The following is a 26,125-nucleotide window of genomic DNA, read 5'->3' on the forward strand; positions in this document are numbered from 1 at the left end:
TCGCCTTGACCATAGTTGTCATGACAACTATAGAGTCGTTCCAAGATTGGCGATCAAGCCGGCTGTTCCCGCCGTGGAACGCGCCTTGCAGCCGGCGGCAAGTCGAAGGGAGGACGTGATGAACGCTGCTTCGCAGAACCACGCGACACGGCTGCGGGAGATTTCCCGGCTGATTGATGACCGCCCCAGCGAACGCATCTTCCAAGTCGATCGCCGGATATTCAGCGATCCCGACGTGTTCGACGCCGAGCTGCGGCATATCTTCGAGGCCACTTGGAATTTCATCGGCCTGGAATCCCAGGTCGCCCGACCCAACGACTTCTTCACCACCCATATCGGCCGGCATCCGATCCTGGTGATGCGGAGCGCCGACGGCAAGGTCGGCGCATTCCTCAACACCTGCCGGCATCGCGGCACGATGGTCTGCCCCTTCAAGCAGGGCCGGCAGAAGTTTCACGTCTGCCGCTATCATGGCTGGGCCTACGACTCGAGCGGGCGCAACATCTCGGTGACGGAGGAAGCCAGCGGGCAGTATCCGCCGTCCTTCTCGAACCAGAATCACGACCTGCTCCCGGTCGCCCGGCTCGGCTCGTACCGCGGATTCCTGTTCGCAAGCCTCTCAACCGACGTTCCGCAGCTGGAGGAGTTTCTCGGCGACACCCGCGCCTTCCTCGACCTCATCATCGATCAGAGCGACAGCGGTGAAGTCGAGTTCGTGCCGGGCGCCAGCACCTACACGTTCGATGCAAACTGGAAACTGCAGTTCGAGAATGGTCTCGACTATTATCATTTCGCGACCACCCACAGCTCCTACGTCGATATCCTGAAAAAGCGCAACGCTAGCGCCGGGCCGAACGCCGGCTTCACGGTGGAGCCGGAAGGCGAACAGGAAGGGCAAGGCAGCTTCAGCTTCGACTATGGTCACGCCGTCAACTGGTCGATCAAGCGCACGCAGCTCTATGGCCGTCCGCTCGGCATGGATCCGGCGCGTCTCGATGCCGTGCGGCAGCGCGTCGGCAGCACCCGTGCCAAGTGGATGCTTCGGCAACGCAACCTCACGATCTTCCCGAACCTGCAGGTCATCGACATCCTGTCGGCGCAGGTGCGGACCTGGCGGCCGCTGGCGCCCGACAAGACCGAGATGGTGTCGCATTGCCTCGCCCCCGTCGGCGAGAGCGCTGCGGCGCGCACGCTTCGGATCCGCAACTACGAAGACTTCTTCAACGCCTCGGGGCTCGCGAGCTCCGACGACAACGTGATGTATGAATTCTGCCAGACCGGCTACGACGCGACGTCGGCCGCACCCACGCAAGGCTATCTGCGCGGCCTCGCCGACGTCGGCCACGGCAAAAGCGCGCATACGCGCGAGCTCGGCATAACGGCGTCCGAATGGTCGTTCGGCCCCACCAGTTTTGGCGGCGAGACCAATTTCCACCCCGGCTATCGTGAGTGGCGCAGGCTGTTGCAGCACGCCGCGGGGGAGACGGCGTGATGGCTGAAAGCGTAATCAAGCAAACGGATGCTCACGCGGTCGCCGCCGCTGTCACCTTCCGCGAGGCCCGCCTGCTCGACACCGGCGAATGGACCGACTGGGTCGCGATGTACAGCGAGGATGCCGTCTATTGGGTGCCGGGATGGCTCGATGAATACACCACCACCAATGATCCCGATACGCAGGTCTCGCTGCTCTACCACGATGCACGGCGCGGACTGGAAGAGCGGATCGCTCGCATCGAGTCGCGCAAATCGATCACCGCGCTGCCGTTGCCGCGCACCGTGCACCAGATCTCGAACCTGGAGGCGTCCGAGAGCGGACCTGACGAGATCACCTGCCAGTCGGTGTTCTCGGTCCACGTCTACGACCCGCGCGTCGCCAAGGAACATCTGCGCCACGGGCGCTATCAGCACACGCTGCGGCGTGAAGGCGACACCTGGAAGATCGCACGCAAGGTCATCACGCTGGTCAATGACCGCGTTCCGACCGTGCTCGATTTCTACAGCATTTGAGAAGACACATGACGGATCAGGGAATCTGGCACGACGCTGCCGCGCTCGGCGCGTTGAACGAGGGCGAGCCCCACGGCATCGAGATCGCCGGCCACCACATCGCGCTCTATCGCGTCGGCAATGAGTACTACGCCACGAGCAATATCTGCACCCATGCGGAGGCACTGCTGTCCGACGGCATTCTGGACGGCTGCGAGATCGAGTGCCCGCTGCATATGGGCCGTTTCGACATCAGGACCGGCGAGGCGCTGACCAGTCCGGTCGAGATCGACATCCGGACCTATCCCGTCCGCGTGGCGGGCGACCGGCTGGAAGTCTGCGTGTCCGAATAAGGCCACCATCAAAAATCAAGAATCGGGGGAAGCTGGGATGACCGAAGTCGTGATGGACAAGGCGGTGAGTGCGACCGCCGATCCGGAGATCGAGCGCAGCACGGTCCGCAAGGTCGCGCTGCGCCTGATGTGGTTCGTGATGGCGATGTACTTTCTCGCCATTCTCGACCGTGGCAACATCTCCTTTGCCGCGTTGCAGATGAACAAGGAGCTCGGGCTCAATGCCGAGATGTTCGGCATCGCGGTCGGGATCATGTATTTCACCTATTCCATCTTCGAGATCCCGAGCAATCTGATCCTCGCCAGATACGGCGCACGCGTCACGCTGACGCGGATCGCGATCCTGTGGGGCATTGCCACGGTGCTGATGGCTTTCACGCAGGGTCCGCTCAGCCTCTATGCATTCCGCGGCTTCCTTGGCTTTGCCGAGTCCGGCCTGTTTCCCGGCGTCATGCTGCTGCTGAGCCTCTGGTTTCCGTTCAGCTACCGCGCCCGCTACAATGCGATGTTCAACTATGCGGTGCCGATCTCCTACATCTTCGCCTCGCTGATCTCCGGCGTCATCCTCGAGCTGAACGGAACGTTCGGGATTTCCGGCTGGAAGTGGCTGTTCATCCTCGAAGGCGTGCCGCCCATCATCCTGGGGATCGTCGGCATCTTCTATCTGACCGACCGCCCGCAGCAGGCGACGTGGCTGTCGACGGCGCAGCGCAACTGGCTGACCGGCGCGCTGGAGCGCGACGCCAAGGCGACCGGGGTGGTGCATGCCGAGGGCGTGCTCAGGACCATCACCAAGCCGATGGTGCTGCTGTTCGGCCTGTGCAATTTCGGCCTGTTCTGTGGGCTGGCTTCGCTGTTTCCCTGGCTGCCGCAGATCATCAAGTCGTTCGGCCTGCCGAATTCGCAGGTCGGCTTCGTCACCGCGATCCCGCCGATCGCCGGCCTGATCGGCATGATTGCATTGTCGCGGCACTCCGATCATGTCGGTGAGCGCTTCTACTATGCCGCGACGACCTTCGTGATCGCCGCAGCGGGCTTCGCGATCGCTGCCTTCTCCACATCGCCGGTCTGGATCATCGTCGGATTCATGGTTGCCAATGTCGGCGTCTATGGTACGCAGGCCGTGTTCTGGACCATTCCGCAGTCCTACATGTCGCGGCAGAGCGCGCCGGGAGCGATCGGTCTGGTCAGTACCATCGGCAGCATCGGAGGTGCGACGATCCCGATCGTGATCGGACGCGCCAAGGATGCCTCCGGCAGCTTCACCACCGGCTTCCTCGTGGTATCAGGCGTTCTCCTCGTCGCGGCGGTCCTGGTCTTGATCGCGCGCACACAACTCGTGAAAGAATGAAAAGCCGGACTGCTCCAAGTCGTACCAAAGTCGCTGACGCGCGCCGCGCCCAACAGGAGGACGCGCGCTCGGAACTGGTGGTCGATTTCGAACGCTATGTGCCGACGGTGCTGTCGAGCCTGGTCGCGAAGTTGCGCGCCAACGCCAATGCCTTCTTCCCGCAAGCCTACGGCGTCTCGCTCGCGGAATGGCGGGTGCTGTCCTTTCTCAGGGAGCATGAGCCCGCCAGCGCCTACGACATCTGGACCAACGCGCAGCTGGACAAGGCCGTCGTCAGCCGCGAGACGACGTCGCTGAAGAAAAAGGGGCTGATCGAGCTGACGCCGGTCCGAGGCAGCGCCCGGAACCGGAGCGAGATCCGCCTGACGGCTCAGGGCGTGGCGCTGCTCGACCGCAGCCTTGACGAAATCCTGCGCCGGCACAGCAACCTCACGGCCGGCCTCGATGCCAGGACGCTGGACACCTTCTTCCGTGTCGTTGATCACATCGAGCACCGCATTCCTCACATGGCCGATCGGTCCGAACATGCCGCGCCGGCGCATGCGCCGGTCAAGCGCATTGCGAAGCGGAGATCGCCGAGCGGCGGCTGAAAGCGGCAGACCGGGAAGCGATTCGATTCACGGTGCGGTGAGCGCGTGAAGGAACCGGGCGTAATTTAGGTTTCAGTAAGCAAGTTGTAGCTAGAGTCGATCAGCGCGTTGCGTATAGGAGACTTCCAGTGATCGACTTTGACGAACTTCGTAGTATCGCCGCGGATGTTCGTATCTTTATCGATGCCTCGGAAGACAAGGGCAGCGCCCTGAAGGCCATCGTCGAGGCCTACGATGTCGTCCTCGGCATTTTCCCGGCCGGCCCCGGAATGGACCTTCACGTGGTCAAGGGCACCGAAGTCCTCAATCACATCGCGCAGACCCAGGCCTCGTCGGGTTTCACGCACACCGCCATCGCATTCCAGACCCGCGAGCAGGCTGTTGCGCTCGAGCACCTGATGGCGGCCTAGCGACCGGCGCAGACGCCTGGCGGCTGCGCAATTTGCTTTAAGATCAACCGATTGCCCGCCATGCGGCGGGGACGATATGCACTTTGTGCCAGTCTCGTCTCAGGGCGCGCGGCCCTGGCAAAACGACGTCCCGACCCATCAATTCCGTGCCGTCGTCCACGTTGCCTTCTCGAGCAAAACCGGCAAAAATCCCGCCGACGATTCCGCCGTGGGACGCATGGATATGGGCCAGCACCTGACGGTTCACAGCGGCGAGCTTGACGGCTTCGAGGGACTCCACGACGCCGTCAAGGGCTCGCATGTCGAGGTCATGCAGCTTGAGCGCGGCAAGCTGCGCGGAACGTTGTCCCATGTCGGGATCGGCGATTTTTCGCTCAGCATCGGCGCATTCAACGTCGGGGTCCGCACCCAGCGTACTTCGGCCGACAACAAGCTGATCATCGGAATGCTGCTGAACGCCACGGATCGCGTCACGCATTGGGCATTCGACATGCAGCCGGCCGACGTGCTGGTGATCCCACCGTCGGTCGAGCATGACGGCGTCTTTCACAAGGCCTCGTCCTATGCCGCCATTCGCTTCGACATGGCCGATCTGCCCGACATATTCGGCGGCGAGCCGCGGCTCGCCGATGCCGAAACCTGGCAGGCAAAGAACCACTTTCGCGCCGACCCCGCGCTCGGCATGGCCGGGGCGGCCAGGCTGCCGCAGATCGTCGCGCATCTCGCCCGGTATCCGGACGCGCTGTCGGACTCCTCGTCCGAGTTCTGGAAGCGCGCGATCATCGAATGCGTCAGGCCGACGGCCATCACATCGCTGCCGTCAGACGGAACCAGCTATCTGCCGTCGGCGATGAGGCTGGTGCGCCACGTCGAGGACTATCTGCACGCCGCGGGCGCTCGCCCGGTCCATGTCTCGGAAATCTGCACCGAGCTCCGGCTGTCGCGACGCAGCCTGCACCGCGCCTTCCACGAGGTGTTCGGCGTCGGCCCGGTGACGTTCCTGCGCTACAAGCGGCTCTGCATGATCCGTTCGATCCTGCGCGAAAGCACGCCGGAGCAGACCACCGTTTCCAAGGTCGCGATCGAACAGGGCTTCATAGAGCTCGGGCGCTTCTCGCAATACTACCGCGCGATGTTCGGGGAGTACCCGTCGCAGACGCTCGGCTACGCCGGCTAAAGCAAGCTCATTTCGAGCGTCCCGGATCGCCATTGCCCGACAGCACCTGGGCGGCGCCGCCGACGCCACGCCGGAAGGCCTCATCGAAGGTGACGCCGCGGAACCGCCATGTGTAGTCCTTGCCGCGCCACGCCATCCGCCATTGCGTGACCCAGCCGAGATCCTTGTCATCCCAGACCAGTTGCCCGACCAGGATGGCCTCGCCGCCCTGCGGCGCCACGATCGCACTGAGCTGCGCGGGCTGCATCTTCAGGAGCCCGGCGGACGTGACATTGGCGCGTGTCAGCGCCGCCGTATCAGGCAGCACGAAGCGTATGCCGCGCTTGCCCGCCGCAGCCGCGAGTGCATCCCGCTGCAGATCGGACTGCGTCCCGTCCGATGTGACGATGAAGTCCTTTGGGCCGTGCAGCATCTCGACGAACACGCCGAGCGCCGGCCGCTGCGATCGCCACGGCTTGAGGCCGAGCTTGGCGAGAACGCCGTCGATCTTGCTCTGGTCGAAAGCGACCGTCAGGTCGTAAGGCCGGTCGCGGGTGCCCTGCTCGTCATGATGCGGCTTGCCGGCATACTGGTCGTGATAGTCGAAGCTGCTGACGAATTCTCTGGCGCTGGATTTGTAGCCTGCGAGACGGCGATCGCCTGCCAGCATCGGCTGACCTGACACCTTGATCAGCACGTCCTCCAGACATGCACCGAAGCCGATGATGCGATTCGGCTCGCCCTGGCCGGTGACGACGGTCTGCGCGCGATAGAGGCTGTCGTCCACCGCCATCGCAGCGCTGCAACAGATCAATGCGGCGGCAAGCAGCGTTCGGGCCACACCACGCGCGAACGCCGCGATCGGATTGGGTTTCGCCTCAAGCAAGGCAGCCATGGTCACCTCCGCTCGCTCACTCTATCAACGGTACATTGGCGGTATTTTACGGCAGCGCCAACATGTTCGGACATGGGCGCCATTCCATCGGCCGCACTGCACGCTATGGCCACGCGCGGCAGGCCTGACATATGCTCGGTGAATGCGCGGCGGCGCCCGGAGCGCCGCCCATGACAACAAGCCCCGGCAGGAGACGTCCCGTGAAATGCTATGAGTTGCAAGGCCCCGGCGGCGTCGACGCGCTTGCGCTGGTCGACAAGCCGGTTCCACAGGCCGGCCCCGGCGAGGTCCTGGTACGGCTGAAGGCGGCGACGCTGAACTATCGTGACCTGCTCACGGTCAAGGGCGGCTACGGTTCGCGGCAGAAATTTCCGCTGGTGCCGGTGTCCGACGGCGCCGGCGTCGTCGAGGCAGTCGGCGCCGGGGTCGGGAGTTTCGCGGCCGGCGATCGCGTGATCGGCAGCTTCTTCGAAAGCTGGCTCGGCGGCGAGCCCAGCGAGGCGCGGATGCGCGCGGCGCTCGGCGGCAGCGTCGACGGCGTATTGACCGAATACCGCGTGTTCCCGGCGCACGCGCTGGTGCGCACACCGGAGCATCTCAGCGACATCGAGGCCGCGGCGCTGCCGTGCGCCGGCCTCACGGCATGGAGCGCGGTGGTCAAGCTCGGCGACATCAAGCCGGGACAGACGGTGCTGACCCAGGGCACCGGCGGCGTTTCGCTGTTCGCGCTGCAGTTCGCCAAGATGTGCGGCGCCCGTGTCATCGCGACCTCGTCCAGCGATGCCAAGATCGTGCGGCTGAAGCAGCTCGGCGCCGATGTCACGCTCAACTACAAGACCACGCCCGACTGGGGCAAGAAGGCGCGCGAGCTGACCGGGCGCGGCGTCGATCTCGTCGTCGAGGTCGGTGGCGTCGGCACGCTGAACGAGTCGATCCGCGCGACGAAAATCGGCGGCACCATCGCCTTCATCGGCGTGCTCGCCGGTCCCGCCTCGTCCGACACCAGGTTGCCGCTGATGGTGATGCAGCAGCAGCGGCTGCAGGGTGTCACCGTCGGCTCGATCGAGGATTTGCAGGCGCTGTGCGACGGCATCAGCATGCACGGCGTCAAGCCCGTGATCGACAAGGTGTTCGCGTTCGACCAGGTCAAGGACGCGTTCGCCCACATGGCGAGCGGCGCGCATTTCGGCAAGATCGCGATTGCGATCGGCTGACTTGCCCACCGGCAAGGCCTAGCGCCCCGTGAACTGGGCCTTGCGCTTCTCGACGAAGGCCTGACGGCCCTCCTTCGCGTCGGCGCTTTCGCGGATCACCATCTGCAGCTCGATTTCACGGCGGAACTGATCGGCGTAGCTGGCGTGCTCGCTCTCTTCGAGCAGCTGCCGCGTCGCGACCAGCGCGTGCGTCGGGCCATCGGCGAGGCGGCCGGCGAGTGCTTTCGCCTCGTCGAGCAGCCTTGCGTCATCGACCACGTCGCGCACCAATCCCCACTCTTTGGCCCGCTCAGCCGACAACGGCTCGTTCAGCAGCATCAGCTCGAGCGCGCGCTGGCGCCCGATCAGGCGCGGCAAGAGCCAGGTCGAACCGAGGTCGGGCACCAGGCCGATCCGGCTGAACACCTGGATGAAGCTCGCCGAGCGCGCGGCCAGGATGATGTCGCCGGACATCGCAAGGCTGAAGCCGCCGCCGGCCGCGACGCCGTTGACCGCGACCACCACCGGCATCCGGCATTCGCGCAAGGCCTGCATCGCTGGCCAGTAATGCTTCATCACTCCGGTGTAGATATTGTCGCCGAGCGAGTTGAACGCCTTGAGATTCTGCCCGGAGCAGAAGCCGCGCCCCTCCCCGGTCAGGACCAGCGCACGGATGCCGGGCTCGACGCCCATCTCGCCGATGGCGCGTGCGAGATCGCCGAGCAGTTCCGGGGTCATGGCGTTCAGGCTGGCGGGATCGTTGAGCGTCAGAATGCCGACCTTGCCGTCCCGCTCACGCTTCACACTGCTCATTTTCCGCTCCCCGAAATTGGTTCTTGTTGCACTGACAGTGCCATGCTTGGCATGCTACGCCAACGCGACCCGCCCGCAACAAGAACAGCGAAAGCAACGCCATGTCCGACCAGTTCTCCAACTCGCAAGTGATCCGCAAGCCGGCCGTCAGCGCCAAGGGCGGCATCGTCGCCGCGCAGTCGCGCAAGGCGGCCGAGGTCGGCGCGGAGGTATTGGCAGCGGGCGGCGATTGCGTCGACGCCGTGATCGCAACCACCTTCGCCCTCGGCGTGCTGGAGCCGTGGATGAGCGGCGCCGGCGGCGGCGGCGCGATGGTGCTGTATCGCGCCAAGGAGAACCGCGTCGAGGTGATCGACTACGGCATGCGCGCGCCGGACGGCCTGCGCCTCGAGGACTATCCGCTGACCGGCGGCGCGGCCTCCGACCTGTTCCCCTGGGCGCGGGTCAAAGACGACCGCAATCTGCACGGACCGGGTTCGATCGCGGTGCCCGGCGTCGTCGCCGGCATGGAAGAGGCGCATCGCCGCCACGCCAAAATGCCGTGGAAGGACCTGCTGGCGCCGAGCGTCAAGCTCGCCGGTGAAGGCCTGCTGGTGGATTGGTGGACCACCGACATGGTCGCTAGCTCCGCCGCGGATCTGCGGCGCTATCCGGCCAGCGCCGCGGCGTATCTGCTGGACGGCCTGCCGCCGAATGCGCAATGGGGCATCAAGTCGGTGGTCCGCATGCCGCAGGACAGGCTGCAGGCGACGATGGCGCAGCTTGCCGCGGCCGGCCCGCGCGATTTCTACGAAGGCGATCTGGCGCGCAGCATCGCCGACGACATCCAGGCCGCTGGTGGCGCACTGTCGGTGCGCGATCTCGCTGCCTTCCGCGCCCACCTGCGCGAGCCGCTCAAGATTCCCTATCGCGGCGGCACGGTCTACGCGACGCCGGAGCTGACCGCGGGTCCGACCATGGCGCGCACGCTCGGCCTGCTGCAGAAGGCGCTCGCGCCCGCGCAGGGCGGCCCGGATGCGACCGCCTATGCTGCCTACGCCGAGGCGCTGCAGGCCGCCTATCGCGAGCGGCTGAAGGACATGGGCGACGTCGACGGCCGCCGCGCGCTCGGTGCCGAGGCGATCGCCCCAAGCTGCACCACGCATTTCTCGGCGGTCGACCGCGACGGCAACATGGCCGCGGTGACGCAGACGCGGCTCTCGACCTTCGGCTCCAAATTCGTGACGCCGAACACCGGCCTCACCATGAATAACGGCATCATGTGGTTCGATCCGACGCAAGGCAATCCGAACTCGCTCGCGCCCGGCAAGCGCTGCCTGACCAACTACACGCCAGTGGTGGCTGAGGCCGCCGACGGCCGCCGTCTTGCCGCCGGCGCATCCGGCGGCCGCCGCATCCTGCCCGCGGTGTCGCAGCTGCTCTCCTTCGTGATGGATTTCGGCATGGATCTCGACGCCGCGATCCATCAGCCACGCATCGACGCCAGTGAAGGCAATGTCGTGATCGGCGATGTCCGTCTGCCGCAAGCTGTGCGTGAGGTGCTGCGCGGCAGCTTCGACTATGCGGAGGCGCGCATCCAGACCCAGCCGAAGAAGTTCGCCTGCCCCAGCATCGTGCTGCGCGACGGCACCACAAACAGCGGCGCCACCGAGCCGTTTCATCCGTGGAGCGATGCAATCGCGGAGGCGTGAACCGATCACGGCGCGCATAACAACAAGCATCCCGGGGAGGCCGTCATGAGTTACGAACACATCACGTGCGACATCGACGGCTCCCTGATGATCGTCACGCTCAATCTGCCCGACAAGCTCAATGCCTACACCGGCACGATGGGCGTGGAGATCGCCGACGCGTTTCAGCGCGCCGATGCGGACGACGGCGTCCGTGCGATCGTCGTCACCGGCGCGGGCCGTGCGTTCTGTGCCGGCGCCGACGTCTCCGGCGGCGCCAAGAGCTTCGACACGTCCGGCAGCCACGGCGCAGGCGTGTTCGCAAGCGCCGGCCAGCGCAGCGGCCGCTTCGTCGAGGCGATCTTCAACTGCCGAAAGCCCTCGATCGCCGCGATCAACGGCGCTGCAGTCGGCGTCGGCATCACCATGACGCTGCCGATGGATATCCGCATCGCCGCTCGCGGCGCCAAGATCGGCTTCATCTTCGCGCGCCGCGGGCTGGTGCCGGAGGCCGGCAGTGCGTGGTTCCTGCCAAAGCTCGTCGGCCTGCCGCAATCGCTGCGCTGGTGCCTCTCCGGCCGCACCTTCGATGCGGACGAGGCGCTGGCGGGCGGCCTCGTCAGCGAGGTGGTCGAGCCTGACGCCCTGCTCGAGCGGGCGCGGCAGATCGCCCACGAGATGACGGCCGAGACGTCGGCCGTGTCGGTCGCGCTGACCCGCCAGATGCTCTGGCGCTTCGCCGGCGCGCCCGATCCGTTCGAACTGCTTGCGATCGACAAGCCGATGTCGGTCGAGCGCGGCGGCCACGCCGACGTGCGCGAGGGCGTGCAGTCCTTCATCGAGAAGCGGAAGCCGGCCTTTCCGGGCAAGGTCTCGCAGGACATGCCGAGCCAGTATCCGTGGTGGCCGACTTCGGAATGACGCGTTGTCGCGGCGCGGAAACCGTCGTGCTTCGAGACGGCCGCTGCACGGCCTCCTCAGCATGACGGTGCTAGAGTCGAGCACGTGATTCTCCCGATCGTCGTCCTGGCGAAAGCCAGGACCCATAACCACCGCATTCGCTGATAAACGGGATAGCGGCTCCAGCGTCGCGCAACGATTGAGATCTGGGGTAATGGGTCCCTGTGTCTTGGAAGTCTGTCATGATGGGGTGGGCGGGAAGCCGTTGGGTCCTTGGCGCTTGACGCCGTGAGCCGGCTCGGTCTCCCGCCCGTTCCATCTACAAACCTGAACAGTTGCACGAGGCTGCGCCAACAGACCTCGCATCACAGGGACAGGCACCGTGATCTTAGCTCTTCGTTACGTCGGAATCGACATCTCCAAAAAATACCTCGATATCTTTGATGAAGCTGACGGCGTGCCGAGGCGCATTGCCAACGCGACACAGGCCATCACACAGCAGGTGGCGCGTTGGCAATGCGATGCGCTGGTCGTCTTCGAGGCGACGGGTATCTATGACCTCGCGCTTCGCGAGGCGCTACGTCAGGCCGGGATCCGGTTCGCACGGATCAATCCGGCCCGTGCCCGCGACTTTGCGCGGGCTAGCGGCCTGCTCGCCAAGACCGATCCGATCGATGCGCGGATGCTGGCAGCCTTTGCGCGGGCCATGCAGCCCGCCCCCGAGCAGGTCGCCGATCCTGCACGCAACGCCTTGGCGAGGCTTGCAAAACGGCGGGATCAGCTGGTCCTGATGCGCGCCCAGGAGAAGAACCGGCGCAGCGAGGCCGACGATCGCGCCATGGCCGAACGCATTGGCCGCCTCATCGAGGTCCTCGACAGCGAGATCGCCGAGATCGAGGCCGACATCAGCGCATTGATTAAAGCCGAAGCGGAGATCGCGGACGATGCGAAGTTAATGCGTTCGCTGCCCGGCGTGGGTCCCGTGGCCTGCATGCAGCTCATCGCGCAGATGCCGGAACTCGGGCGGGTCGGACCGAAACAACTCGCAGCGCTCGCTGGCCTTGCTCCCTTCAACGTCGACAGCGGCACCTTCCGCGGCAAGCGCAAGATTGCGGGCGGCCGAAAGCGCGTTCGTGACGCCCTTTATATGGCGGCCCTCAACGCAGTCCGCAGAGCTGATCCGTTCAAGGCCTTCTATGCACGACTGCGACAGGCCGGAAAACCAGCCAAACTCGCCCTCATCGCCGTCGCCAGGAAGCTGCTGACGGTCCTCAATGCCATCATGCGAGACCGAAAGCCGTACCTGCAAACCAAACCAACATAACAGTTGCCGGCCTTCGCCGGGACGACGACGAGGATGGTTCTCGATTCAAGTCGTCACATCACGCACCACCGTCGTCCCGGCGAAGGCCGGGACCCATAACCACAGGACTGTGTTGGCGAATGAGCTGTGGCCACAGCTCCGCAAGACAATTCGCATTTGTGGTCATGGGTCCCGGCTCCGTGCGCAACCGCGCACTAGGCCGGGACGACACTGAAGATGTGGCACGGCTGGTGAGTCATATGTAGGCACTCTCGCGACACACGAGCGCGGTCAGATCAGCAGCGCGGGATCCGAAAGGTGAACCGTGTTTCGGCAGCGGAGGACGTCACCTCGATCTTGCCGTTGTGGGCGCGCGCAATTTCCGCGGCGATGTAGAGGCCCAAACCCAGGCCTTCGTAGGTCGACTGGTGCGCAACGCGAAAGAACGGCTGGAACAACCTCTCGATCACCGCCGGAGAGATCGGCGCCCCGCCATTGGCGACCGACAATTCAAAGCCCTCGCTGTCGGTTACCGCAGACACCCTGATCGGCGAACTGCCATCGCCGTGCTTCAGGGCATTGCCGAGCAGGTTGGACAGCAGTTGCGCGATCCGGGCCGGATCGGAATTGATGCCGCGATCGATGGCGAAATCGGTCTGGATCACGCGATCGGGCCATGCCGCACGCAATTCATTCACGACCTGCTCGAGCGCCGGCAGCAATTGCGCGTCGGCACTGCGCTTCAGTTTGAAGCCGCCGCCCAGACGAGCGCGCGCGAAGTCCAGGACATCGTCGATCAGGGTCGCCATGCGCTTCACGCTGTTCTGAAGCAACCCGACATAGGTTATCGACTTTTCGTTGAGCGGCTCCTTCAGCAGCAGCCTCATGCCCGCGTCGATCGAGGCGAGCGGATTGCGCAAATCGTGCGCGAGCACCGCGATGAACTGCTCGCGAAGCTCGTCCGCCTGCTGGTGGTTGAGCAGCGCGGCCTCGCTGCTTGCGACCCGCTCCTGCGCCTCCAGATGAAACGCGATCAGCGACGCGAACAATTTGAACATATTGACGACTTCCAGCGTGTTCAGTTTCGCCGGGTGCGGATCGATCGCGCAGAGCGTCCCGAAGAATGTGCCATCGGCGAGCACGATCGGAATCGAGATGTAGCTCTGAAATCCGTACATCGCCGGCGTGCGGTGGTCGCGAAAGGCCGGGTCCTCGGCAACGTGGTCGATGACGACACCGTGTCCGCGCGCCCGGATTTCGTCGCAGATCGTGGTCTCGACCTTCAGCTCGCCGCCGGGCTTCAGTCCGAACGAGATGTTGTCCCGAACTGCGCAGGCAATCCAGCGGCTTTCCGTGACCCTCGCCACCGCGGCAAAGCCCATGCCTGTGCTGCGGCACACGACGTCGAGGATAGTCGGAACTGCATCGATCCGGCTAATCGCCAGGATGTCAGCCTTCAGGTCAGCGGGGAGCTCTGTCGTCGCGGCGGCCGACGAGCCTTCCAAGTCCGTGGCAATCAAATCGGGAATTCGGATTTACCTCACGCAAACACCGGGAGCAAAAAAGCCCGATCTTGGGTCACACACGATGCGGATCGTCAATGATCTCAGGATGGCCCTAAACGTCGACAGCTGTCCACATCAAAAGATGGTTCCCGGATTTCCCCGCCTCGGATCGCACCGACGCCGCAGGGGCTTGTCGGTCAAATCAGTGATTGACGCTTTCGCGATGGCGCGCCGGGGACATTGCAGGACGCAAACAGGCTGATACATTTCGACGCAACAACGGACAATGGTGACCGGCTTGAGCGATGCAAGCGCAGACGTGCCGCCCGGCGCCCAGCTCCTTGGACGCGAGTGGCTGGGCTTCGACGGCGAAATCGCCTCGATCCGCTTCGCGGCGCAGCCGCTATTCACCAACCGGCACGGAACGATCCAGGGCGGCTTCCTTGCGGCGATGCTGGATTCGGCCACGGGCCTCGGCGCCCTCGCTGCGCTCCCGTCAACGAAGACCGTGGTGACCAGAACCCTCACCACCCGGTTTCACAAGCCGGCGCGCGTCGGTCCGATCACGGCCAGGGCCAAGGTCGTCTCGCAGACCAACCGCGACATGATCGTCGAGGCCGATCTGATCGACGCCGACAATGTGACGGTTGCCAGCGCCACGGCCGAATTGCGGATTCTGGACAAGCGATAGCCATGCGTTGTGCTCCCTTCGTGTTGTCAGCCCTGTTGCTGCTTGCGGCCTCTGCCGCGCACGCGGCTGGACTGCGGCACTTCGACGTTCCCGCCGGTCCCGACGGGCCTGCGATCAGAGGGGTGGCCTGGCACCCCTGCGCCGAGCCCCCGCACGAGATCGATGCCCGCGGCGGCAGAACGTTCTTCGGCGTCAACGATTGCCCGATCGTGGGCGACAAGCTGCCGCTGATCGTGATCTCGCATGGCCGGCGCGGCTGGCTCGGCGGCCATCACGACACCGCCGCGGCGCTGGCGGATGCCGGCTTCATCGTCGTGACGATCAACCACCCGACCGATACCGAGCGCGACACCAGCGGCACCGACAGCCTTGCCGTCACGGTCGAGCGGCCCGTCGACATCAAGCGCGCGATCGACTATGCGCTTCAAGGCTGGCCCGATGCGGTTCACATCGATGCCGGACGCATCGGTCTCTATGGTTTCTCCTGGGGCGGCTATACCGGCCTCGCGGCGATCGGCGGTGAGCCCGATCTCCGCAAGGGCCTGCCGAACTGCCAGACATCGAGCTTGCGTGCCTGCAAGGAGCTCGAAGGCGGAGAGAAGCCGAACGGACCGGTCGTCCACGATCCGCGGATCAAGGCCGCGATCATCGTCGATCCCTTTCCCGTGCTGTTCTTTGCCACCGAGAATCTGAAAGCCGTGACGATCCCGATTCAATTGTGGAGCTCGGACCCCGCGCAGAATGGCGACGGTCTCTCCGGGTGCTGTGCGGCTGCGATCAACGACAGGCTTCAGTCCAAACCGGAATTTCACCTGGTGAAGGATGCCAAGCACTTCTCCTTCCTCGCGACCTGCACGCCTGAGGAGACAGCCAAGATGGCCGCCATCTGCACCGACGCGCCGGGCTTCGACCGCGTCGCGTTTCATCAGCGCTTCCACGCCGCCGCCATCGCGTTCTTCAGAACTCACCTTGGCGAAGCCGGAACGCGATAGCGGCAGCTAGACCCCGAGCTTGTCCCTGACCCGCCCGGTCAGCACCGCCGTGGTGACGCCGACGCGCCAGAAGGCGTGCATCGGGATCGGCTTGATGCCGGTCACGGGCATGTCGATCTCCGCTTTGGGACCTCCGATCAGGCGGCGGGCGAGTTGTGCGCCCATCGCGGTCGAGAGCGCGACGCCGCGGCCGTTGCAGCCGAGCGAGATCAGCAGATTCTCCTCGGGAGCGTGGACATGCGGATAATGATCGGCGGTGATGGCGAGGCGGCTGTTCCAGCCATGGGTCCAGCTGACGCCCTTGAGCTGCGGCCACAGCCGCTCGGCGTAGCGGATCAGATAGGCGACGTCGGTCGGCTTGCTGATCCACCGCATCGGGCCACGGCCGCCCATCAGCAGCCGGTTGTGCTGGTCGATACGGTAGTAGACCGTGATGTGGCCGCTCTCGTAGAGCACCGGACGGCCCGGCATGATCGAACGCGCGACCTCGTCGGACAGCGGCGCGGTCGCCGCGATCGAGGAGAACACCGGCACGATGGTGCGGCGGAGCGCCGGCCAGAGATCATCGGTAAAGCCATTGGTCGCGAGCAGCACCTTGTCGGCATGCACGATCGCGCGCGGGGTTTCGATCCGCCAGCGATTGCCGTCACGGCGCAGAGATAGCGCCGGCGTCTCGCCGTGGACGGCAACGCCGGCCCCGATCGCGGCGCGCGCCAGGCCGCGCGCGTAACTCAGCGGATGCAGATCGCCGCCACGCGCATCCAGCATGGCGCAGAGGTAACGGTCGCTGCCGGTCATCTCACGCATCTCGGCGGCGTTGAGCAGTTTCACCGGCATGCCGCGCCGGATGCACTGCTTCGCCGTGGTCTCGATCGCCGCCGCGCAGGCCTCATTGTAGGCGGCGCGCAGCGTACCATTCTGCCGCGCCTCGCAGGGGATCTGGTAGCGGCGGATCAGGTCGTGCGTGAAATTGGTGGTGCCGTAGGAGAATTCGATCATGCGGCGGCCGAGATCGGCGCCGAAATCCGCTTCGATCTGATCGGGGTCGTGCTTCAACCCGGGATTGGTCTGCCCGCCATTGTTGCCGGAGGCGCCCCAGCCCGGCTCCTGCGCTTCCAGCACGGTCGCGAGCACGCCTTGCTCGGCGAGATGCAGCGCGGTCGACAGGCCGGTGAAGCCGCCGCCGATGATCGCGACCGGCACGCTCCTGTCTGACGTCAGCGGTGGTGTCGGCGTCGCCTCCACCGCGGTGTCGGCGTAGAGACTCGGTGGCAGCGGAAGGCGGGTGGGCGCGTTCATTGGGCGGGACCGGATCAAAGCGGATGCAGCACGCGGCGCAGGAAGTCCTGGGTGCGCGGGTGCTGCGGTTGGTTGAGGACGGATTTGGCGGCGCCCTGCTCGACGATGACGCCGCCGTCGATGAACAGCACGCGGTCGGCGACGTCGCGGGCAAAGCCCATCTCATGGGTGACGACGACCATGGTCATGCCGTCGTCGGCGAGCTTGCGCATCACCGACAGCACCTCGCCGACCAGTTCCGGATCGAGCGCCGAGGTCGGCTCGTCGAACAGGATCGCCTTCGGCTGCATCGCCAGCGCCCGCGCAATCGCGACGCGCTGCTGCTGACCGCCGGAGAGCTTTGGCGGATGCACCTCGGCCTTGTCGGCGAGCCCGACCTGCGCGAGCAGCGCACGGCCACGGGCGATCGCCGCCTCGCGCGGCTCCTTCTTCACATAGAGCGGCCCCTCGATGACGTTCTCGAGCGCGGTGCGATGCGGAAACAGGTTGAAGCGCTGGAACACCATCGAGACCTGGGTGCGGATCGCGACGATCGAGCGATTGCCCTGATCGACACGCGCGCCCTCGACGCTGATCTCGCCGCGATCGTAGCTCTCGAGCCCGTTGATGCAGCGCAGGATGGTCGACTTGCCGGAGCCCGACGGGCCGATGATGCAGACCACCTCGCTCTTGGCGACTGACGCGGTGATGCCCTTCAGCACTTCGACCTTGCCAAAACTCTTGTGGACGTCGTTGAGCTCGATCATTTGCGGTTCGCCTTGTTCTCGAAGTGCCGAACCAGCAGGATGAGCGGAATGCTCATGGTGAGATACATCAGCGCCACCAGGGTGAACACGCTGGTGTTCTTGAAGGTCGAGGAGGCGATCAGCTTGCCTTGCAATGCGAGCTCGGCCACCGTGATGGTGGAAGCCTGCGAGGAATCCTTCAGCATCATGATCATGATGTTGCCGTAGGGCGGCAGGATGATCCTGACAGCCTGCGGCAGCACCACGCGGCGCATGGTGAGCCACCAGCCCATCCCGATGGTCTGCGCCGCCTCGATCTGCCCCTTGTCGATCGCCTCGATACCGGCGCGGAAATTCTCCGCCTGATAGGCCGAATAGGCGATGCCGAGCCCGATGATCGCGGCCTGCAGCGCCGACAGCGCGATGCCGAAATCAGGCATCACGAAATAGATGTAGAACAGCAGCACGATGATCGGGATGCCCCGGATCACATTGATCACCGCAGCGCTGAGGCCTGTGAGGACGCGAATTCCGGACACCCGCATCAGCGCCCACACCAGCCCGAGCACGGTCGAGAGCAACAGCGAGCCGACGGTGACGACGATGGTCAGCCAGACACCCTGCAACAGGATCGGCACGAACTCGACGGCATCATGGAAGAATTTTTGCATCGGCTAAATGCTTCCAGTCCAGTCACTTGTTCGAATGCAGTCACCGTCACCCTGAGGAGCGCGTAGCGCGTCTCGAAGGGTCGACGGCCACCAGCCGGGCCGTGCATCCTTCGAGACGCGGCGAAGATGCCGCTCCTCAGGATGACGGATCACCTCGGGGCGCACGCTCAGGACGCGCTGGCCTTCTGGCCCCATTTCTCCAGGATCTTCGCGATCGTGCCATTGGCCTTGAGCTTCGCCAGCGAGGCGTTGATCTTCGCCAGCAGCTCGTCATCGCTCTTGCGGATGCCGATCGCGACCGTGCCGACGGTGACGGGCTTGTAGCCATCGACCAGCCGCACGTCGGCGAAATTGCCCTGCTGCAGATTGTAGGCGAGGATCGGATAATCGGCGAAGCCGGCCTTGAGGCGGCCCGCATTCACGTCGCGCAGGATGTCGGGAATGGTGTCGTAGACCTTGACCTCGCTGAACAGCCCGGTCTTCTTCAGCGCATCGACGAACGCGGTACCGACCTGGGCGCCGACCACCGTGCCTTTCAGGTCCTCCTGCGAGGTGTAAGCCTTGGTGTCGGCCTTCGGAACCACAAGGCCCTCACCATAGGTGTAGACCGGCTCGGAGAAGTCGATCACCTCCTTGCGCGCGGCGGTGGCGAACATCGCGGCCGCGATGATGTCGATCTTGTTCGCGGTCAGCGAGGGGATTAGCGCAGAGAACTGCATCGGCTCGATCTGCACCGAGAAGCCGGCGTCCTTGCCGATCTCGGTGGCGAGATCGACCATGATGCCCTGGATCGAATTGGTCTTGGTGTCGAGGAAGGTGAAGGGGATGCCGGTCGGCGTCGAGCCGACCTTGAGCACCTGCTGCGCCCCTGACGGTGCGCTCAAGGCAAGGGCAAGCGCCGCGACGGCGGCCTGAACGAGACGCTGAAAGGACATCGCACACCTCCCAAGAACTGATGCCAAACTGGAGCCGGCGCCACCTCGCCCGCTGTGTCAGCGCTTTTGGTTGCGGGCGACGCCGTTCCGGCCTATTTTCACCAATATGAAATTGTGGTCACGAAACCGCGGCCAATGCAAGCGGTTTTCATGCACATGAAGGAAGCGGACTGACGTGAGCGGCGGCAAGAGAATGCGCAAAGGCGCGGCAGCGAAGCCCGTGACGCCACGCCGCGCGGCCAAAGAGCCCGTGAAGAAGCCGGCCGAGCCGGCGATGGATCTCGCGGTCGGACGCCGCATCCGCGACCTGCGCCGCACCAAGCAGATGTCGCTGGAGGTGGTCGCTGCGCGCACCGACCTGTCGATCGGCTTCATCAGCCAGATCGAGCGCGGCCTGTCGTCGCCCTCGCTGCGCGTGCTGGCGACGCTGGCCGACGTGCTCGGCGTCGGCATCGCCGCGCTGTTCGGCGCGACGCCGCGGGATGACAACACCAATGGTGTTGTCACCCGGGAGGTGCAGCGCGCCGAGCTGAAACTGTGGCGCACCGGGATTTCAAAGCAGTTGTTGAGCCCAGCCGGCAGCGAGAGCCGGCTCAATCTGTTCCTGGTGCATCTCGAACCCGGCGGCAACACCGGCGACGAGTTCTATACCCATGACGGCGAAGAGGCCGGCCTCGTGCTGTCAGGCGAGATGATTCTGACGGTGGACACCGAGACCTGGACGCTGAAGCAGGGCGACAGCTTCCGCTTCGCCAGTCGGCGTCCGCATCGGTTTTCCAATCCGGCCACGGATGCGAAGGCCATGGTGCTGTGGGTGAATTGCGTGACGGCGGCGGGGTAGTAGCACCACCCATCCAATGTCGTCCCGGCGAAGGCCGGGACCCATAACCACAGGGTTGTGTTGTTTAAGAAAGCTGCGGCCCCAGCGTCGCGCAACAACTCCCATTCGTGGTTATGGGTCCCGGCCTTCGCCGGGACGACACCGTGGATAATTTGTCGCGAAACGTCAGCTAGCCTCCCAATCCCATCACGATCTCCTCGATCTTGATCGGGAAATTCCGCACGCGGATGCCGGTGGCGTGGAAGACGGCGTTGGCGACTGCGCCGGCGCTGCCGGTGATGCCGATCTCGCCGACGCCCTTGATGCCGAGCGGGTTCACATGCGGATCGTGCTCGTCGACCGTGATCACCTCCATCGGCGGCACATCGGCATTCACGGGCACATGATATTCGGCGAGATTCGCATTCAGGATGCGGCCCGAACGATAGTCCATCACCGCCTCCTCATGCAGCGCGAACGACAGGCCCCAGATCATGCCGCCGTAGAGCTGGCTCTGCACCATCAACGGATTGACGATGCGCCCTGCGGCGAATGCGCCGACCAGCCGCGTGGCGCGGATCTGGCCGAGTTCCGGATCGACCTTGACCCCGGCAAAGACAGCGCCATGCGCATGCATCGCGTATTGCGACTGCGCCGCCGCATCAGCTGCGCCGCTGCCTGTCGCGTCGACCTCGGCGAGGCCGGCGCGCGCCAGGATGTCGGCGTAGCTTTCGCTGCGCGCATCGTCGTCGCGGCGATGCAGCCGCCCGCCCCGCGCCACCACGCCGGCATTGCCGGCGCCGAACAGCGGCGAGCGCTGGTCCGAGGTCGCAAGCTCGGCGAGCTTTGCGATCACGGCCGCACCTGCGTTGTGGATCGCGGCACCGACGGTTGCGGTATGCCCCGAACCGCCGGCGATGCCGGCATCGGGCAGATCGGAGCTGCCGGAGCGGAACGTCAGCTGATCGAAATCGAGACCGAGCGAGTCGGCCGAGATCTGCGCCAGCGCGGTCCAGGCGCCCTGCCCCATGTCGTGCGCGCCGGTCTCCATCACGCCCTTGCCATCGGCGCGGATCACCGCACGCGCATTGCCCTGGAACATGATGGCCGGGAAGGTCGCGGTGCCGACGCCCCAGCCGACCAGAAAGCCGTTCTCGTCGCGCATCTGCTTGGGCTGCAGCGGACGCCCCGCCCAGCCGAACCGTTCGGCGGCCTTTGCGTAGCACTGGCGCAGCGCCTTGGAGGAAAACGGCTTGCCGGTGGTCGGCTCGACCTCGGCGTAGTTCTTGAGCCGAAATTCCAGCGGATCGATGCCGCAGGCGAACGCCGCCTCGTCGATCGCGCTTTCCAGCACGATCGATCCGGTGGCCTCGCCCGGCGCGCGCATGAACAGCGGCGTGCCGGTGTCGACGCGCACCGCCTCATGCGCGGTGCGGATCGCAGGGCTGGCATAGAGCGTGTGCGAGGCGTCGGCGGCGGGCTCGTAGAAATCGTCGAAGCTCGACGTCGTGACGCGCGCCTCATGGTTGATCGCGGTCAGCGCGCCCGCATCGTCGGTGCCGATCCGGATGCGCTGGCGGGTCGGCGGACGATGGCCGACCGGGCCATACATCTGGCTGCGGCGCAGCACCAGCTTGACCGGACGGCCGATCAGTTTAGCGGCCATGATGCCGAGCACCTGCGGCCCGGAGATCAGCCCCTTGGAGCCGAAGCCGCCACCAAGGAACGGGCTGTTGATGTGGATATTCGCCGGCGGAATGCCGAATAGCCCGGCGATCCGCATCTGCGCGAACCCCATGCCCTGGCTCGGCGTGTCGATGAACAGGCGGTCGCCGTCCCACACCGCGACGATCGCATGCGGCTCCATCGCATTGTGATATTGCGCCGGCGTCTCGTAGGTCGCATCGGTCAGCTTCGCGGCCGCAGCCATGCCGGCGTCGATGTCGCCGTGGCAAACTTCGGCGGGATTGCCGATGCCGACCGCCGGCGGCGCATAGGCCTCGCCGGCGTCGAGGCCGACGCGCGCGATCTCGACCTGGTAGCGCGGCGACAGCAGCGCTGCGCCTTCGGTCGCGGCTTCCAGCGTCTCGGCGATCACGACCGCGATCGCCTGGTTGGCGTAGCGCACCTCGTCGCTCTGCAACAGCTCCATGCGGAAGGCGAACGGATTACCCTTGGCGTCCGGGTCTTCCGCCAACTCAGGCTTGTGCGCCGGCGTCATCACGTCGATGACGCCGGGATGGCGCTTGGCTGCGGCAACGTCTAGCGCGGTGACGCGGCCGCGCGCGATGCAGCTCGTCGCAATCACGGCATAGACCATGCCGGGCGGATGATTGTCGGCGGCATAGCGCGCCTTGCCGGTGACCTTCAGCACGCCATCGGTGCGGGTCATCGGCTGGCCGATGTTCGAGCCGTGCCTGATATGGGCGGGGTCGCGGGTCAGACTGAGTTCAACCGTCATGCGTTACGCTCCTGCAACGGACGAGAAGGGAGAGCCGGGCAACGCGGGAATACGATCCGGCGTGCCTGCGGCGGCAAGGGTGAGCGCGCGCACGACGATGCGCTGCGCGAGCTCGATCTTGAAGGCGTTGTCACCTGACGGTTTTGCGTCGGCGAGCGCGGCGCGCGCCGCCTCGCGATAGACCGCTGCATCGGGCGCGGCGCCGGCGAGCACCTGCTCGGCCTCCCGCGCCCGCCACGGCTTTGCCGCGACGCCGCCGAGCGCGAGCCGCGCCTCGCGGATCTTGCCATCCTCGATGCGCAGGCTAGCTGCGGCCGAGACCACGGCGAAGGCATAGGACGTGCGCTCGCGCACCTTGATGTAGCGTGCATGCCCGGCAAAACCTTGCGCCTCGGCCGGCAGCTGCAGCGCGACGATCAGGTCGCCCCGCTCCAGCGCGGTCTCGCGCTCCGGCGTCTCACCGGGCAGCCGATGCAGCGCATCGAGCGGCAACTCGCGCCGGCCGCCCTTGCCCTCGATCTCGACGATTGCATCGAGCGCAACCAGCGGCACGCAGAAGTCCGACGGATGGGTGGCGATGCAGCCCTCGTTCCAGCCGAGCACCGCGTGCAGGCGGTTCTCGCCTTTCAACGCGTCGCAGCCGGCGCCCGGCCAGCGCCGGTTGCAGGCGCTGCCGGCATCGTAGAAATAGTCGCAGCGCGTCCGCTGCATCAGATTGCCGCCGACGGTCGCGGCATTGCGCAGCTGGGCGGAAGCGCCCGACAGCAGCGCCTCGGCGACCGCCGGATAGTTGCGCGCGAACTCCGTGTCATGCGCCAGATCGGCGTTGCGCACCAGCGCGCCGATGCGCAGGCTGCCGTCGGAAAGATGCTCGATACGATCGAGCCCGGGCAGGCGCGTGACGTCGACGAGACGGCTCGGCCGGCTGACGCCACCTTTCATTAGATCGAGCAGGTTGGTGCCGGAAGCGAGATAGCTTGCGCCCTTTTCGGAAGCGGCCGCGATCGCATCCGCGACGCTGGCCGGCCTGACATAATCAAAATTCATCATGCGGAGCGCCTCTGCTTGCTGGCGGTCATGTTGGATTGTGCCTCGAGCACGGCTTCGGTGATGCCCTGATAGGCGCCGCAGCGACAGAGATTGCCGCTCATGCATTCGCGCACCCGCTCCGGATCGTCGCCGGCCTGCCCTTCCTCGATAAGGCCGATGCCGCTCATGATCTGCCCCGGGGTGCAGAAGCCGCACTGGAAACCGTCATGGGCGATGAAGGCGGCCTGCACTGGATGCAACTCGCCGCCGCGCCCGACGCCTTCGATGGTGGTGATCTCGGCGCCGTCATGGCTGACGGCGAGCGCGAGGCAGGAATTGATGCGACGGCCGTCGACCAGGATGGTGCACGCGCCGCACTGGCCGCGGTCGCATCCCTTCTTGGTTCCGGTGAGGTCGAGCCGCTCACGCAACAGGTCGAGCAGGGTGACGCGGGGGTCGTCGAGGGCAATGTCCCGGCGGACACCGTTGATGGTGAGGCTGATGGGGAGATTCATGCAAGGCGCTCCGATCCGTGTATGGTCGGGTGGAATCGAGGCAACGCGAACCCGTGGCCGCCGATGCATGATCGGCGCGCCTTGTCAGGCCCGGTGCTGGTCGCCATATACGGAGGCATCCTCCGTTTACAAGGGAGGGTGAAAAGAAAAAGGAATGGCCGGTTCATCACCAGAAATTGTCCGCAAGCCGCGCGCCGACGCCGTGCGCAATCGCGAGCGCGTGCTGGAAGCGGCCAAGGCCGTGTTTTCGGCCGGCGGCAGCGAGGCGAGTCTGGAGGCCGTCGCGCGCCATGCCGGCGTCGGCATCGGCACGCTCTATCGCCACTTCCCGACCCGCGAGGCGCTGTATGAGGCGGTCTATCGCCGCGAGGTCGAGCAGCTCGGCGATCTTGCCGAGCAACTGCAATGCGCCCCCGAGCCGGTCGAGGCGCTGCGGCGCTGGCTGCGCGCCAATGTAGAATTCGTCGCGACCAAGAAGGGCATGGTCGCCGCACTCGCGCTGGTCGCGCACGGCTCGACCGAGCTGCACGCCTATTCGTTCGACCGCCTCACCAAGGCGATCGGCACCCTGCTCGCGCGCGCCGTCGCCGCCGGCGCCATCCGCAACGACATCAGCGCCGAGGACGTGCTGCGCGCGCTGATCGGCATGTGCTACATGCACGACCAGCCGGGCTGGCAGACCACGGCACTGCGGCTCCTGGATGTGTTCGTGGATGGCTTGCGGGTGCAGCCGACCGACAACACGACGGAATCGCGCAAGCCAAAACCGGCTCCAAAGAAAGCCAGCTCCAAGCCGTCACGCTAGCCGGCGGTGTGAAGTAGCCCGCATGAGCCAACGGGTCGCGCGAATGCGCGCCCGATGACAGGCTCCGCGACATGCGGGACCAACTGCCCCGGATATCGCGGTGCTGATCCAGGCTACGCCATCGAGGCCGATCGCCGACCGCCGCAGTGAAATCAGGGACGTCCGGTGCGTGGGCTCAGCCACCGCATGATGATCATGTGTGGTGTTCGCCGGCTGCGCGGCAGGCCGTGGCGCTGCAGCGCAGCCTTGGCAAAGGCTGCTGCCTGCTCGCTGGAAGACCGCTTCTCGCGCGTCAGCAACATCCATTCGCGAATGACGGCGCGCCGGACCTTGGACATGAGAATTTCCTTTCAGGACGAGCGACGTTCGCCGTTGCGTACAATCAGCAGCGCTGTCAGGCCGCCAGCCGCAGCGGATGAGCCTGCGATCGGCGAGCCGACAGCGCACAACCGCATTCATGCACGATGCCCTGCTCGACGACGAAGCCGCGCCGCTCCAGCGACGCCCGCAGGCTCTGGTTGGCCGAGGCCTTCTGCGCATCGACCCAGACCACCAGCACCGCGCGGGCATTAAGGAAGGTCGTCAACCAGTCCAGCGACGGTTCGAGTGCGAGAAGCGTGCGCCGCCGCCAATCGACCAGCGCGACGTCATACTGACCGGCCGGGCGACCGCAATTGCCCGATGACGCCGCGCGCGAAAAGCCGCGCCGGTGCAATTCGAACATCAATTCCGTGCTCTTCGCGCCGACCACGACGATGCGCTGCTGGGTCGAACAACCGGCCAGCGCAATCATCGGGTTAATAATTCTGTCACCGGCGGCAACCTGAAGCGAAGACATGACATCACCTGTACCCGTTTGCTCTCGCGCGTCCGGCCGAGCCTCAGCGGCTTGCCGTTCGCGGGAACGTTTGCATGGGGCTCAATATCTTCAGGACGGGATATGAATTCGAGAGCGCTGCCGGCGCCGCGGCATATGAGCGGCATAAGCCCGCGCCAATCTGCCGGTGGAGATACCGGACCCCTCGCCGGCCGAGCCCATTGCCACAAACATATCGCA

The 26,125-nt window shown here is 65.4% G+C and carries 27 protein-coding genes; 15 read left to right on the plus strand and 12 right to left on the minus strand.

The annotated features are described in order from the left end of the window. Nucleotides 1–118: 118 nt before the first annotated feature. The 7 genes from ACVIGA_RS11685 to ACVIGA_RS11715 all read left to right on the plus strand — a co-directional run bounded on the left by ACVIGA_RS11685 (nt 119) and on the right by ACVIGA_RS11715 (nt 5,867). Nucleotides 119–1,492 carry an aromatic ring-hydroxylating oxygenase subunit alpha gene (locus tag ACVIGA_RS11685; protein WP_456666496.1) on the plus strand — a complete coding sequence of 458 codons (1,374 nt, stop codon included), beginning with the start codon at nt 119–121 and terminating at the stop codon, nt 1,490–1,492. After that, nucleotides 1,492–2,007 carry an aromatic-ring-hydroxylating dioxygenase subunit beta gene (locus ACVIGA_RS11690; RefSeq protein ID WP_456666497.1) on the plus strand — a complete coding sequence of 172 codons (516 nt, stop codon included), beginning with the start codon at nt 1,492–1,494 and terminating at the stop codon, nt 2,005–2,007. The genes ACVIGA_RS11685 and ACVIGA_RS11690 overlap by 1 nt, the downstream gene beginning before the upstream one ends. A gap of 8 nt (nt 2,008–2,015) precedes the next feature. Beyond that, nucleotides 2,016–2,339: a non-heme iron oxygenase ferredoxin subunit gene (locus ACVIGA_RS11695; protein WP_456666498.1), complete on the plus strand. Its 324-nt coding sequence runs from the start codon at nt 2,016–2,018 to the stop codon at nt 2,337–2,339. A 37-nt stretch (nt 2,340–2,376) separates the two neighbouring features. Next, nucleotides 2,377–3,690 carry an MFS transporter gene (locus tag ACVIGA_RS11700; protein WP_456666499.1) on the plus strand — a complete coding sequence of 438 codons (1,314 nt, stop codon included), beginning with the start codon at nt 2,377–2,379 and terminating at the stop codon, nt 3,688–3,690. 77 nt (nt 3,691–3,767) lie between these two features. Further along, on the plus strand, nt 3,768–4,280 hold the full coding sequence (locus ACVIGA_RS11705; RefSeq protein WP_456666500.1) for a MarR family winged helix-turn-helix transcriptional regulator: 513 nt from the start codon (nt 3,768–3,770) through the stop codon (nt 4,278–4,280). A 128-nt stretch (nt 4,281–4,408) separates the two neighbouring features. Continuing rightward, nucleotides 4,409–4,690, plus strand: coding sequence for a hypothetical protein (locus ACVIGA_RS11710; protein ID WP_223976780.1), 282 nt, complete (start codon nt 4,409–4,411; stop codon nt 4,688–4,690). A 223-nt stretch (nt 4,691–4,913) separates the two neighbouring features. Further along, entirely contained in the window at nt 4,914–5,867 is a 954-nt protein-coding gene (locus ACVIGA_RS11715; protein WP_223977035.1) for a helix-turn-helix domain-containing protein, read from the plus strand. Between the two features lie 7 nt (nt 5,868–5,874). On the opposite strand, the gene ACVIGA_RS11720 is transcribed toward ACVIGA_RS11715, so the two are convergent. Beyond that, the gene (locus ACVIGA_RS11720) at nt 5,875–6,741 is read right to left on the minus strand and encodes a DUF2066 domain-containing protein (RefSeq protein WP_456666501.1); all 867 of its coding nucleotides are present in this window, start codon (nt 6,739–6,741) and stop codon (nt 5,875–5,877) included. A gap of 200 nt (nt 6,742–6,941) precedes the next feature. On the opposite strand from ACVIGA_RS11720, the gene ACVIGA_RS11725 reads away from it, so the two are divergent. Further along, a complete protein-coding gene (locus ACVIGA_RS11725) occupies nt 6,942–7,955 on the plus strand; it encodes a zinc-dependent alcohol dehydrogenase family protein (protein WP_456666502.1) in 1,014 nt (337 codons plus the stop codon). Nucleotides 7,956–7,973: 18 nt separating this feature from the next. Here the strand turns inward: ACVIGA_RS11725 and ACVIGA_RS11730 are convergent, their stop codons facing one another. Then, nucleotides 7,974–8,747 (minus strand): enoyl-CoA hydratase-related protein, encoded by a 774-nt coding sequence (locus ACVIGA_RS11730; RefSeq protein WP_456666503.1) that lies wholly within the window; start codon nt 8,745–8,747, stop codon nt 7,974–7,976. Nucleotides 8,748–8,848: 101 nt separating this feature from the next. Between ACVIGA_RS11730 and ACVIGA_RS11735 the strand changes: the two genes are divergently transcribed. From ACVIGA_RS11735 to ACVIGA_RS11745, 3 genes are all read left to right on the plus strand, one after another. Further along, complete coding sequence (locus ACVIGA_RS11735; protein ID WP_456666504.1) at nt 8,849–10,438, plus strand: gamma-glutamyltransferase; 1,590 nt, start codon at nt 8,849–8,851, stop codon at nt 10,436–10,438. Nucleotides 10,439–10,483: 45 nt separating this feature from the next. Next, nucleotides 10,484–11,338, plus strand: a complete 855-nt coding sequence (locus ACVIGA_RS11740; protein WP_456666505.1) for an enoyl-CoA hydratase-related protein — start codon at nt 10,484–10,486, stop codon at nt 11,336–11,338. A 361-nt stretch (nt 11,339–11,699) separates the two neighbouring features. Continuing rightward, the gene (locus tag ACVIGA_RS11745; protein ID WP_456666506.1) at nt 11,700–12,641 is read left to right on the plus strand and encodes an IS110 family transposase; all 942 of its coding nucleotides are present in this window, start codon (nt 11,700–11,702) and stop codon (nt 12,639–12,641) included. 275 nt (nt 12,642–12,916) lie between these two features. Here the strand turns inward: ACVIGA_RS11745 and ACVIGA_RS11750 are convergent, their stop codons facing one another. Continuing rightward, nucleotides 12,917–14,140, minus strand: coding sequence for a GAF domain-containing sensor histidine kinase (locus tag ACVIGA_RS11750; protein ID WP_456666507.1), 1,224 nt, complete (start codon nt 14,138–14,140; stop codon nt 12,917–12,919). Nucleotides 14,141–14,414: 274 nt separating this feature from the next. Between ACVIGA_RS11750 and ACVIGA_RS11755 the strand changes: the two genes are divergently transcribed. Continuing rightward, entirely contained in the window at nt 14,415–14,816 is a 402-nt protein-coding gene (locus ACVIGA_RS11755) for a PaaI family thioesterase (RefSeq protein WP_456666508.1), read from the plus strand. A gap of 2 nt (nt 14,817–14,818) precedes the next feature. Next, entirely contained in the window at nt 14,819–15,808 is a 990-nt protein-coding gene (locus ACVIGA_RS11760) for an alpha/beta hydrolase family protein (protein WP_456666509.1), read from the plus strand. A gap of 6 nt (nt 15,809–15,814) precedes the next feature. Here the strand turns inward: ACVIGA_RS11760 and ACVIGA_RS11765 are convergent, their stop codons facing one another. The 4 genes from ACVIGA_RS11765 to ACVIGA_RS11780 form a co-directional block, all read right to left on the minus strand. After that, nucleotides 15,815–17,107: an NAD(P)/FAD-dependent oxidoreductase gene (locus tag ACVIGA_RS11765; RefSeq protein ID WP_456666510.1), complete on the minus strand. Its 1,293-nt coding sequence runs from the start codon at nt 17,105–17,107 to the stop codon at nt 15,815–15,817. Nucleotides 17,108–17,121: 14 nt separating this feature from the next. After that, nucleotides 17,122–17,853, minus strand: coding sequence for an amino acid ABC transporter ATP-binding protein (locus ACVIGA_RS11770; RefSeq protein WP_097676801.1), 732 nt, complete (start codon nt 17,851–17,853; stop codon nt 17,122–17,124). Then, the gene (locus ACVIGA_RS11775; RefSeq protein ID WP_223976753.1) at nt 17,850–18,503 is read right to left on the minus strand and encodes an amino acid ABC transporter permease; all 654 of its coding nucleotides are present in this window, start codon (nt 18,501–18,503) and stop codon (nt 17,850–17,852) included. Before ACVIGA_RS11775 ends, ACVIGA_RS11770 begins: the two co-directional genes overlap by 4 nt. Nucleotides 18,504–18,670: 167 nt before the next feature. Then, nucleotides 18,671–19,438, minus strand: a complete 768-nt coding sequence (locus ACVIGA_RS11780; protein WP_456666511.1) for an ABC transporter substrate-binding protein — start codon at nt 19,436–19,438, stop codon at nt 18,671–18,673. Nucleotides 19,439–19,631: 193 nt separating this feature from the next. On the opposite strand from ACVIGA_RS11780, the gene ACVIGA_RS11785 reads away from it, so the two are divergent. After that, on the plus strand, nt 19,632–20,279 hold the full coding sequence (locus tag ACVIGA_RS11785) for a cupin domain-containing protein (protein WP_456666512.1): 648 nt from the start codon (nt 19,632–19,634) through the stop codon (nt 20,277–20,279). A gap of 169 nt (nt 20,280–20,448) precedes the next feature. Here ACVIGA_RS11785 and ACVIGA_RS11790 read toward each other — a convergent pair whose 3' ends face one another. Genes ACVIGA_RS11790 through ACVIGA_RS11800 form a run of 3 tightly spaced genes read right to left on the minus strand, consistent with a single transcriptional unit; the run spans nt 20,449 to nt 24,263 of the window. After that, nucleotides 20,449–22,719 (minus strand): xanthine dehydrogenase family protein molybdopterin-binding subunit, encoded by a 2,271-nt coding sequence (locus tag ACVIGA_RS11790; protein ID WP_456666513.1) that lies wholly within the window; start codon nt 22,717–22,719, stop codon nt 20,449–20,451. Between the two features lie 3 nt (nt 22,720–22,722). Then, nucleotides 22,723–23,769, minus strand: a complete 1,047-nt coding sequence (locus tag ACVIGA_RS11795; protein ID WP_456666514.1) for an FAD binding domain-containing protein — start codon at nt 23,767–23,769, stop codon at nt 22,723–22,725. After that, nucleotides 23,766–24,263: a (2Fe-2S)-binding protein gene (locus ACVIGA_RS11800; protein ID WP_456666515.1), complete on the minus strand. Its 498-nt coding sequence runs from the start codon at nt 24,261–24,263 to the stop codon at nt 23,766–23,768. Before ACVIGA_RS11800 ends, ACVIGA_RS11795 begins: the two co-directional genes overlap by 4 nt. Before the next feature lie 154 nt (nt 24,264–24,417). On the opposite strand from ACVIGA_RS11800, the gene ACVIGA_RS11805 reads away from it, so the two are divergent. Next, on the plus strand, nt 24,418–25,068 hold the full coding sequence (locus ACVIGA_RS11805; protein WP_456666516.1) for a TetR/AcrR family transcriptional regulator: 651 nt from the start codon (nt 24,418–24,420) through the stop codon (nt 25,066–25,068). A 152-nt stretch (nt 25,069–25,220) separates the two neighbouring features. Here ACVIGA_RS11805 and ACVIGA_RS11810 read toward each other — a convergent pair whose 3' ends face one another. Both ACVIGA_RS11810 and ACVIGA_RS11815 read right to left on the minus strand, forming a co-directional pair. Further along, a complete protein-coding gene (locus tag ACVIGA_RS11810; RefSeq protein WP_456666517.1) occupies nt 25,221–25,406 on the minus strand; it encodes a hypothetical protein in 186 nt (61 codons plus the stop codon). A gap of 56 nt (nt 25,407–25,462) precedes the next feature. Next, nucleotides 25,463–25,906, minus strand: a complete 444-nt coding sequence (locus tag ACVIGA_RS11815; RefSeq protein ID WP_456666518.1) for a hypothetical protein — start codon at nt 25,904–25,906, stop codon at nt 25,463–25,465. Nucleotides 25,907–26,125 lie beyond the last annotated feature (219 nt).

The organism is Bradyrhizobium sp. USDA 3240 (assembly GCF_054063295.1).

Coding starts and splice junctions, on each gene's coding strand:
- ACVIGA_RS11685 (WP_456666496.1), top strand. CDS start 119: ATGAACGCTGCTTCGCAGAACCACGCGACACGGCTGCGGGAGATTTCC.
- ACVIGA_RS11690 (WP_456666497.1), top strand. CDS start 1,492: ATGGCTGAAAGCGTAATCAAGCAAACGGATGCTCACGCGGTCGCCGCC.
- ACVIGA_RS11695 (WP_456666498.1), top strand. CDS start 2,016: ATGACGGATCAGGGAATCTGGCACGACGCTGCCGCGCTCGGCGCGTTG.
- ACVIGA_RS11700 (WP_456666499.1), top strand. CDS start 2,377: ATGACCGAAGTCGTGATGGACAAGGCGGTGAGTGCGACCGCCGATCCG.
- ACVIGA_RS11715 (WP_223977035.1), top strand. CDS start 4,914: ATGGGCCAGCACCTGACGGTTCACAGCGGCGAGCTTGACGGCTTCGAG.
- ACVIGA_RS11720 (WP_456666501.1), bottom strand. CDS start 6,741: ATGGCTGCCTTGCTTGAGGCGAAACCCAATCCGATCGCGGCGTTCGCG.
- ACVIGA_RS11730 (WP_456666503.1), bottom strand. CDS start 8,747: ATGAGCAGTGTGAAGCGTGAGCGGGACGGCAAGGTCGGCATTCTGACG.
- ACVIGA_RS11735 (WP_456666504.1), top strand. CDS start 8,849: ATGTCCGACCAGTTCTCCAACTCGCAAGTGATCCGCAAGCCGGCCGTC.
- ACVIGA_RS11740 (WP_456666505.1), top strand. CDS start 10,484: ATGAGTTACGAACACATCACGTGCGACATCGACGGCTCCCTGATGATC.
- ACVIGA_RS11760 (WP_456666509.1), top strand. CDS start 14,819: ATGCGTTGTGCTCCCTTCGTGTTGTCAGCCCTGTTGCTGCTTGCGGCC.
- ACVIGA_RS11765 (WP_456666510.1), bottom strand. CDS start 17,107: ATGAACGCGCCCACCCGCCTTCCGCTGCCACCGAGTCTCTACGCCGAC.
- ACVIGA_RS11770 (WP_097676801.1), bottom strand. CDS start 17,853: ATGATCGAGCTCAACGACGTCCACAAGAGTTTTGGCAAGGTCGAAGTG.
- ACVIGA_RS11775 (WP_223976753.1), bottom strand. CDS start 18,503: ATGCAAAAATTCTTCCATGATGCCGTCGAGTTCGTGCCGATCCTGTTG.
- ACVIGA_RS11780 (WP_456666511.1), bottom strand. CDS start 19,438: ATGTCCTTTCAGCGTCTCGTTCAGGCCGCCGTCGCGGCGCTTGCCCTT.
- ACVIGA_RS11785 (WP_456666512.1), top strand. CDS start 19,632: ATGCGCAAAGGCGCGGCAGCGAAGCCCGTGACGCCACGCCGCGCGGCC.
- ACVIGA_RS11790 (WP_456666513.1), bottom strand. CDS start 22,719: ATGACGGTTGAACTCAGTCTGACCCGCGACCCCGCCCATATCAGGCAC.
- ACVIGA_RS11795 (WP_456666514.1), bottom strand. CDS start 23,769: ATGATGAATTTTGATTATGTCAGGCCGGCCAGCGTCGCGGATGCGATC.
- ACVIGA_RS11800 (WP_456666515.1), bottom strand. CDS start 24,263: ATGAATCTCCCCATCAGCCTCACCATCAACGGTGTCCGCCGGGACATT.
- ACVIGA_RS11805 (WP_456666516.1), top strand. CDS start 24,418: ATGGCCGGTTCATCACCAGAAATTGTCCGCAAGCCGCGCGCCGACGCC.
- ACVIGA_RS11810 (WP_456666517.1), bottom strand. CDS start 25,406: ATGTCCAAGGTCCGGCGCGCCGTCATTCGCGAATGGATGTTGCTGACG.
- ACVIGA_RS11815 (WP_456666518.1), bottom strand. CDS start 25,906: ATGTCTTCGCTTCAGGTTGCCGCCGGTGACAGAATTATTAACCCGATG.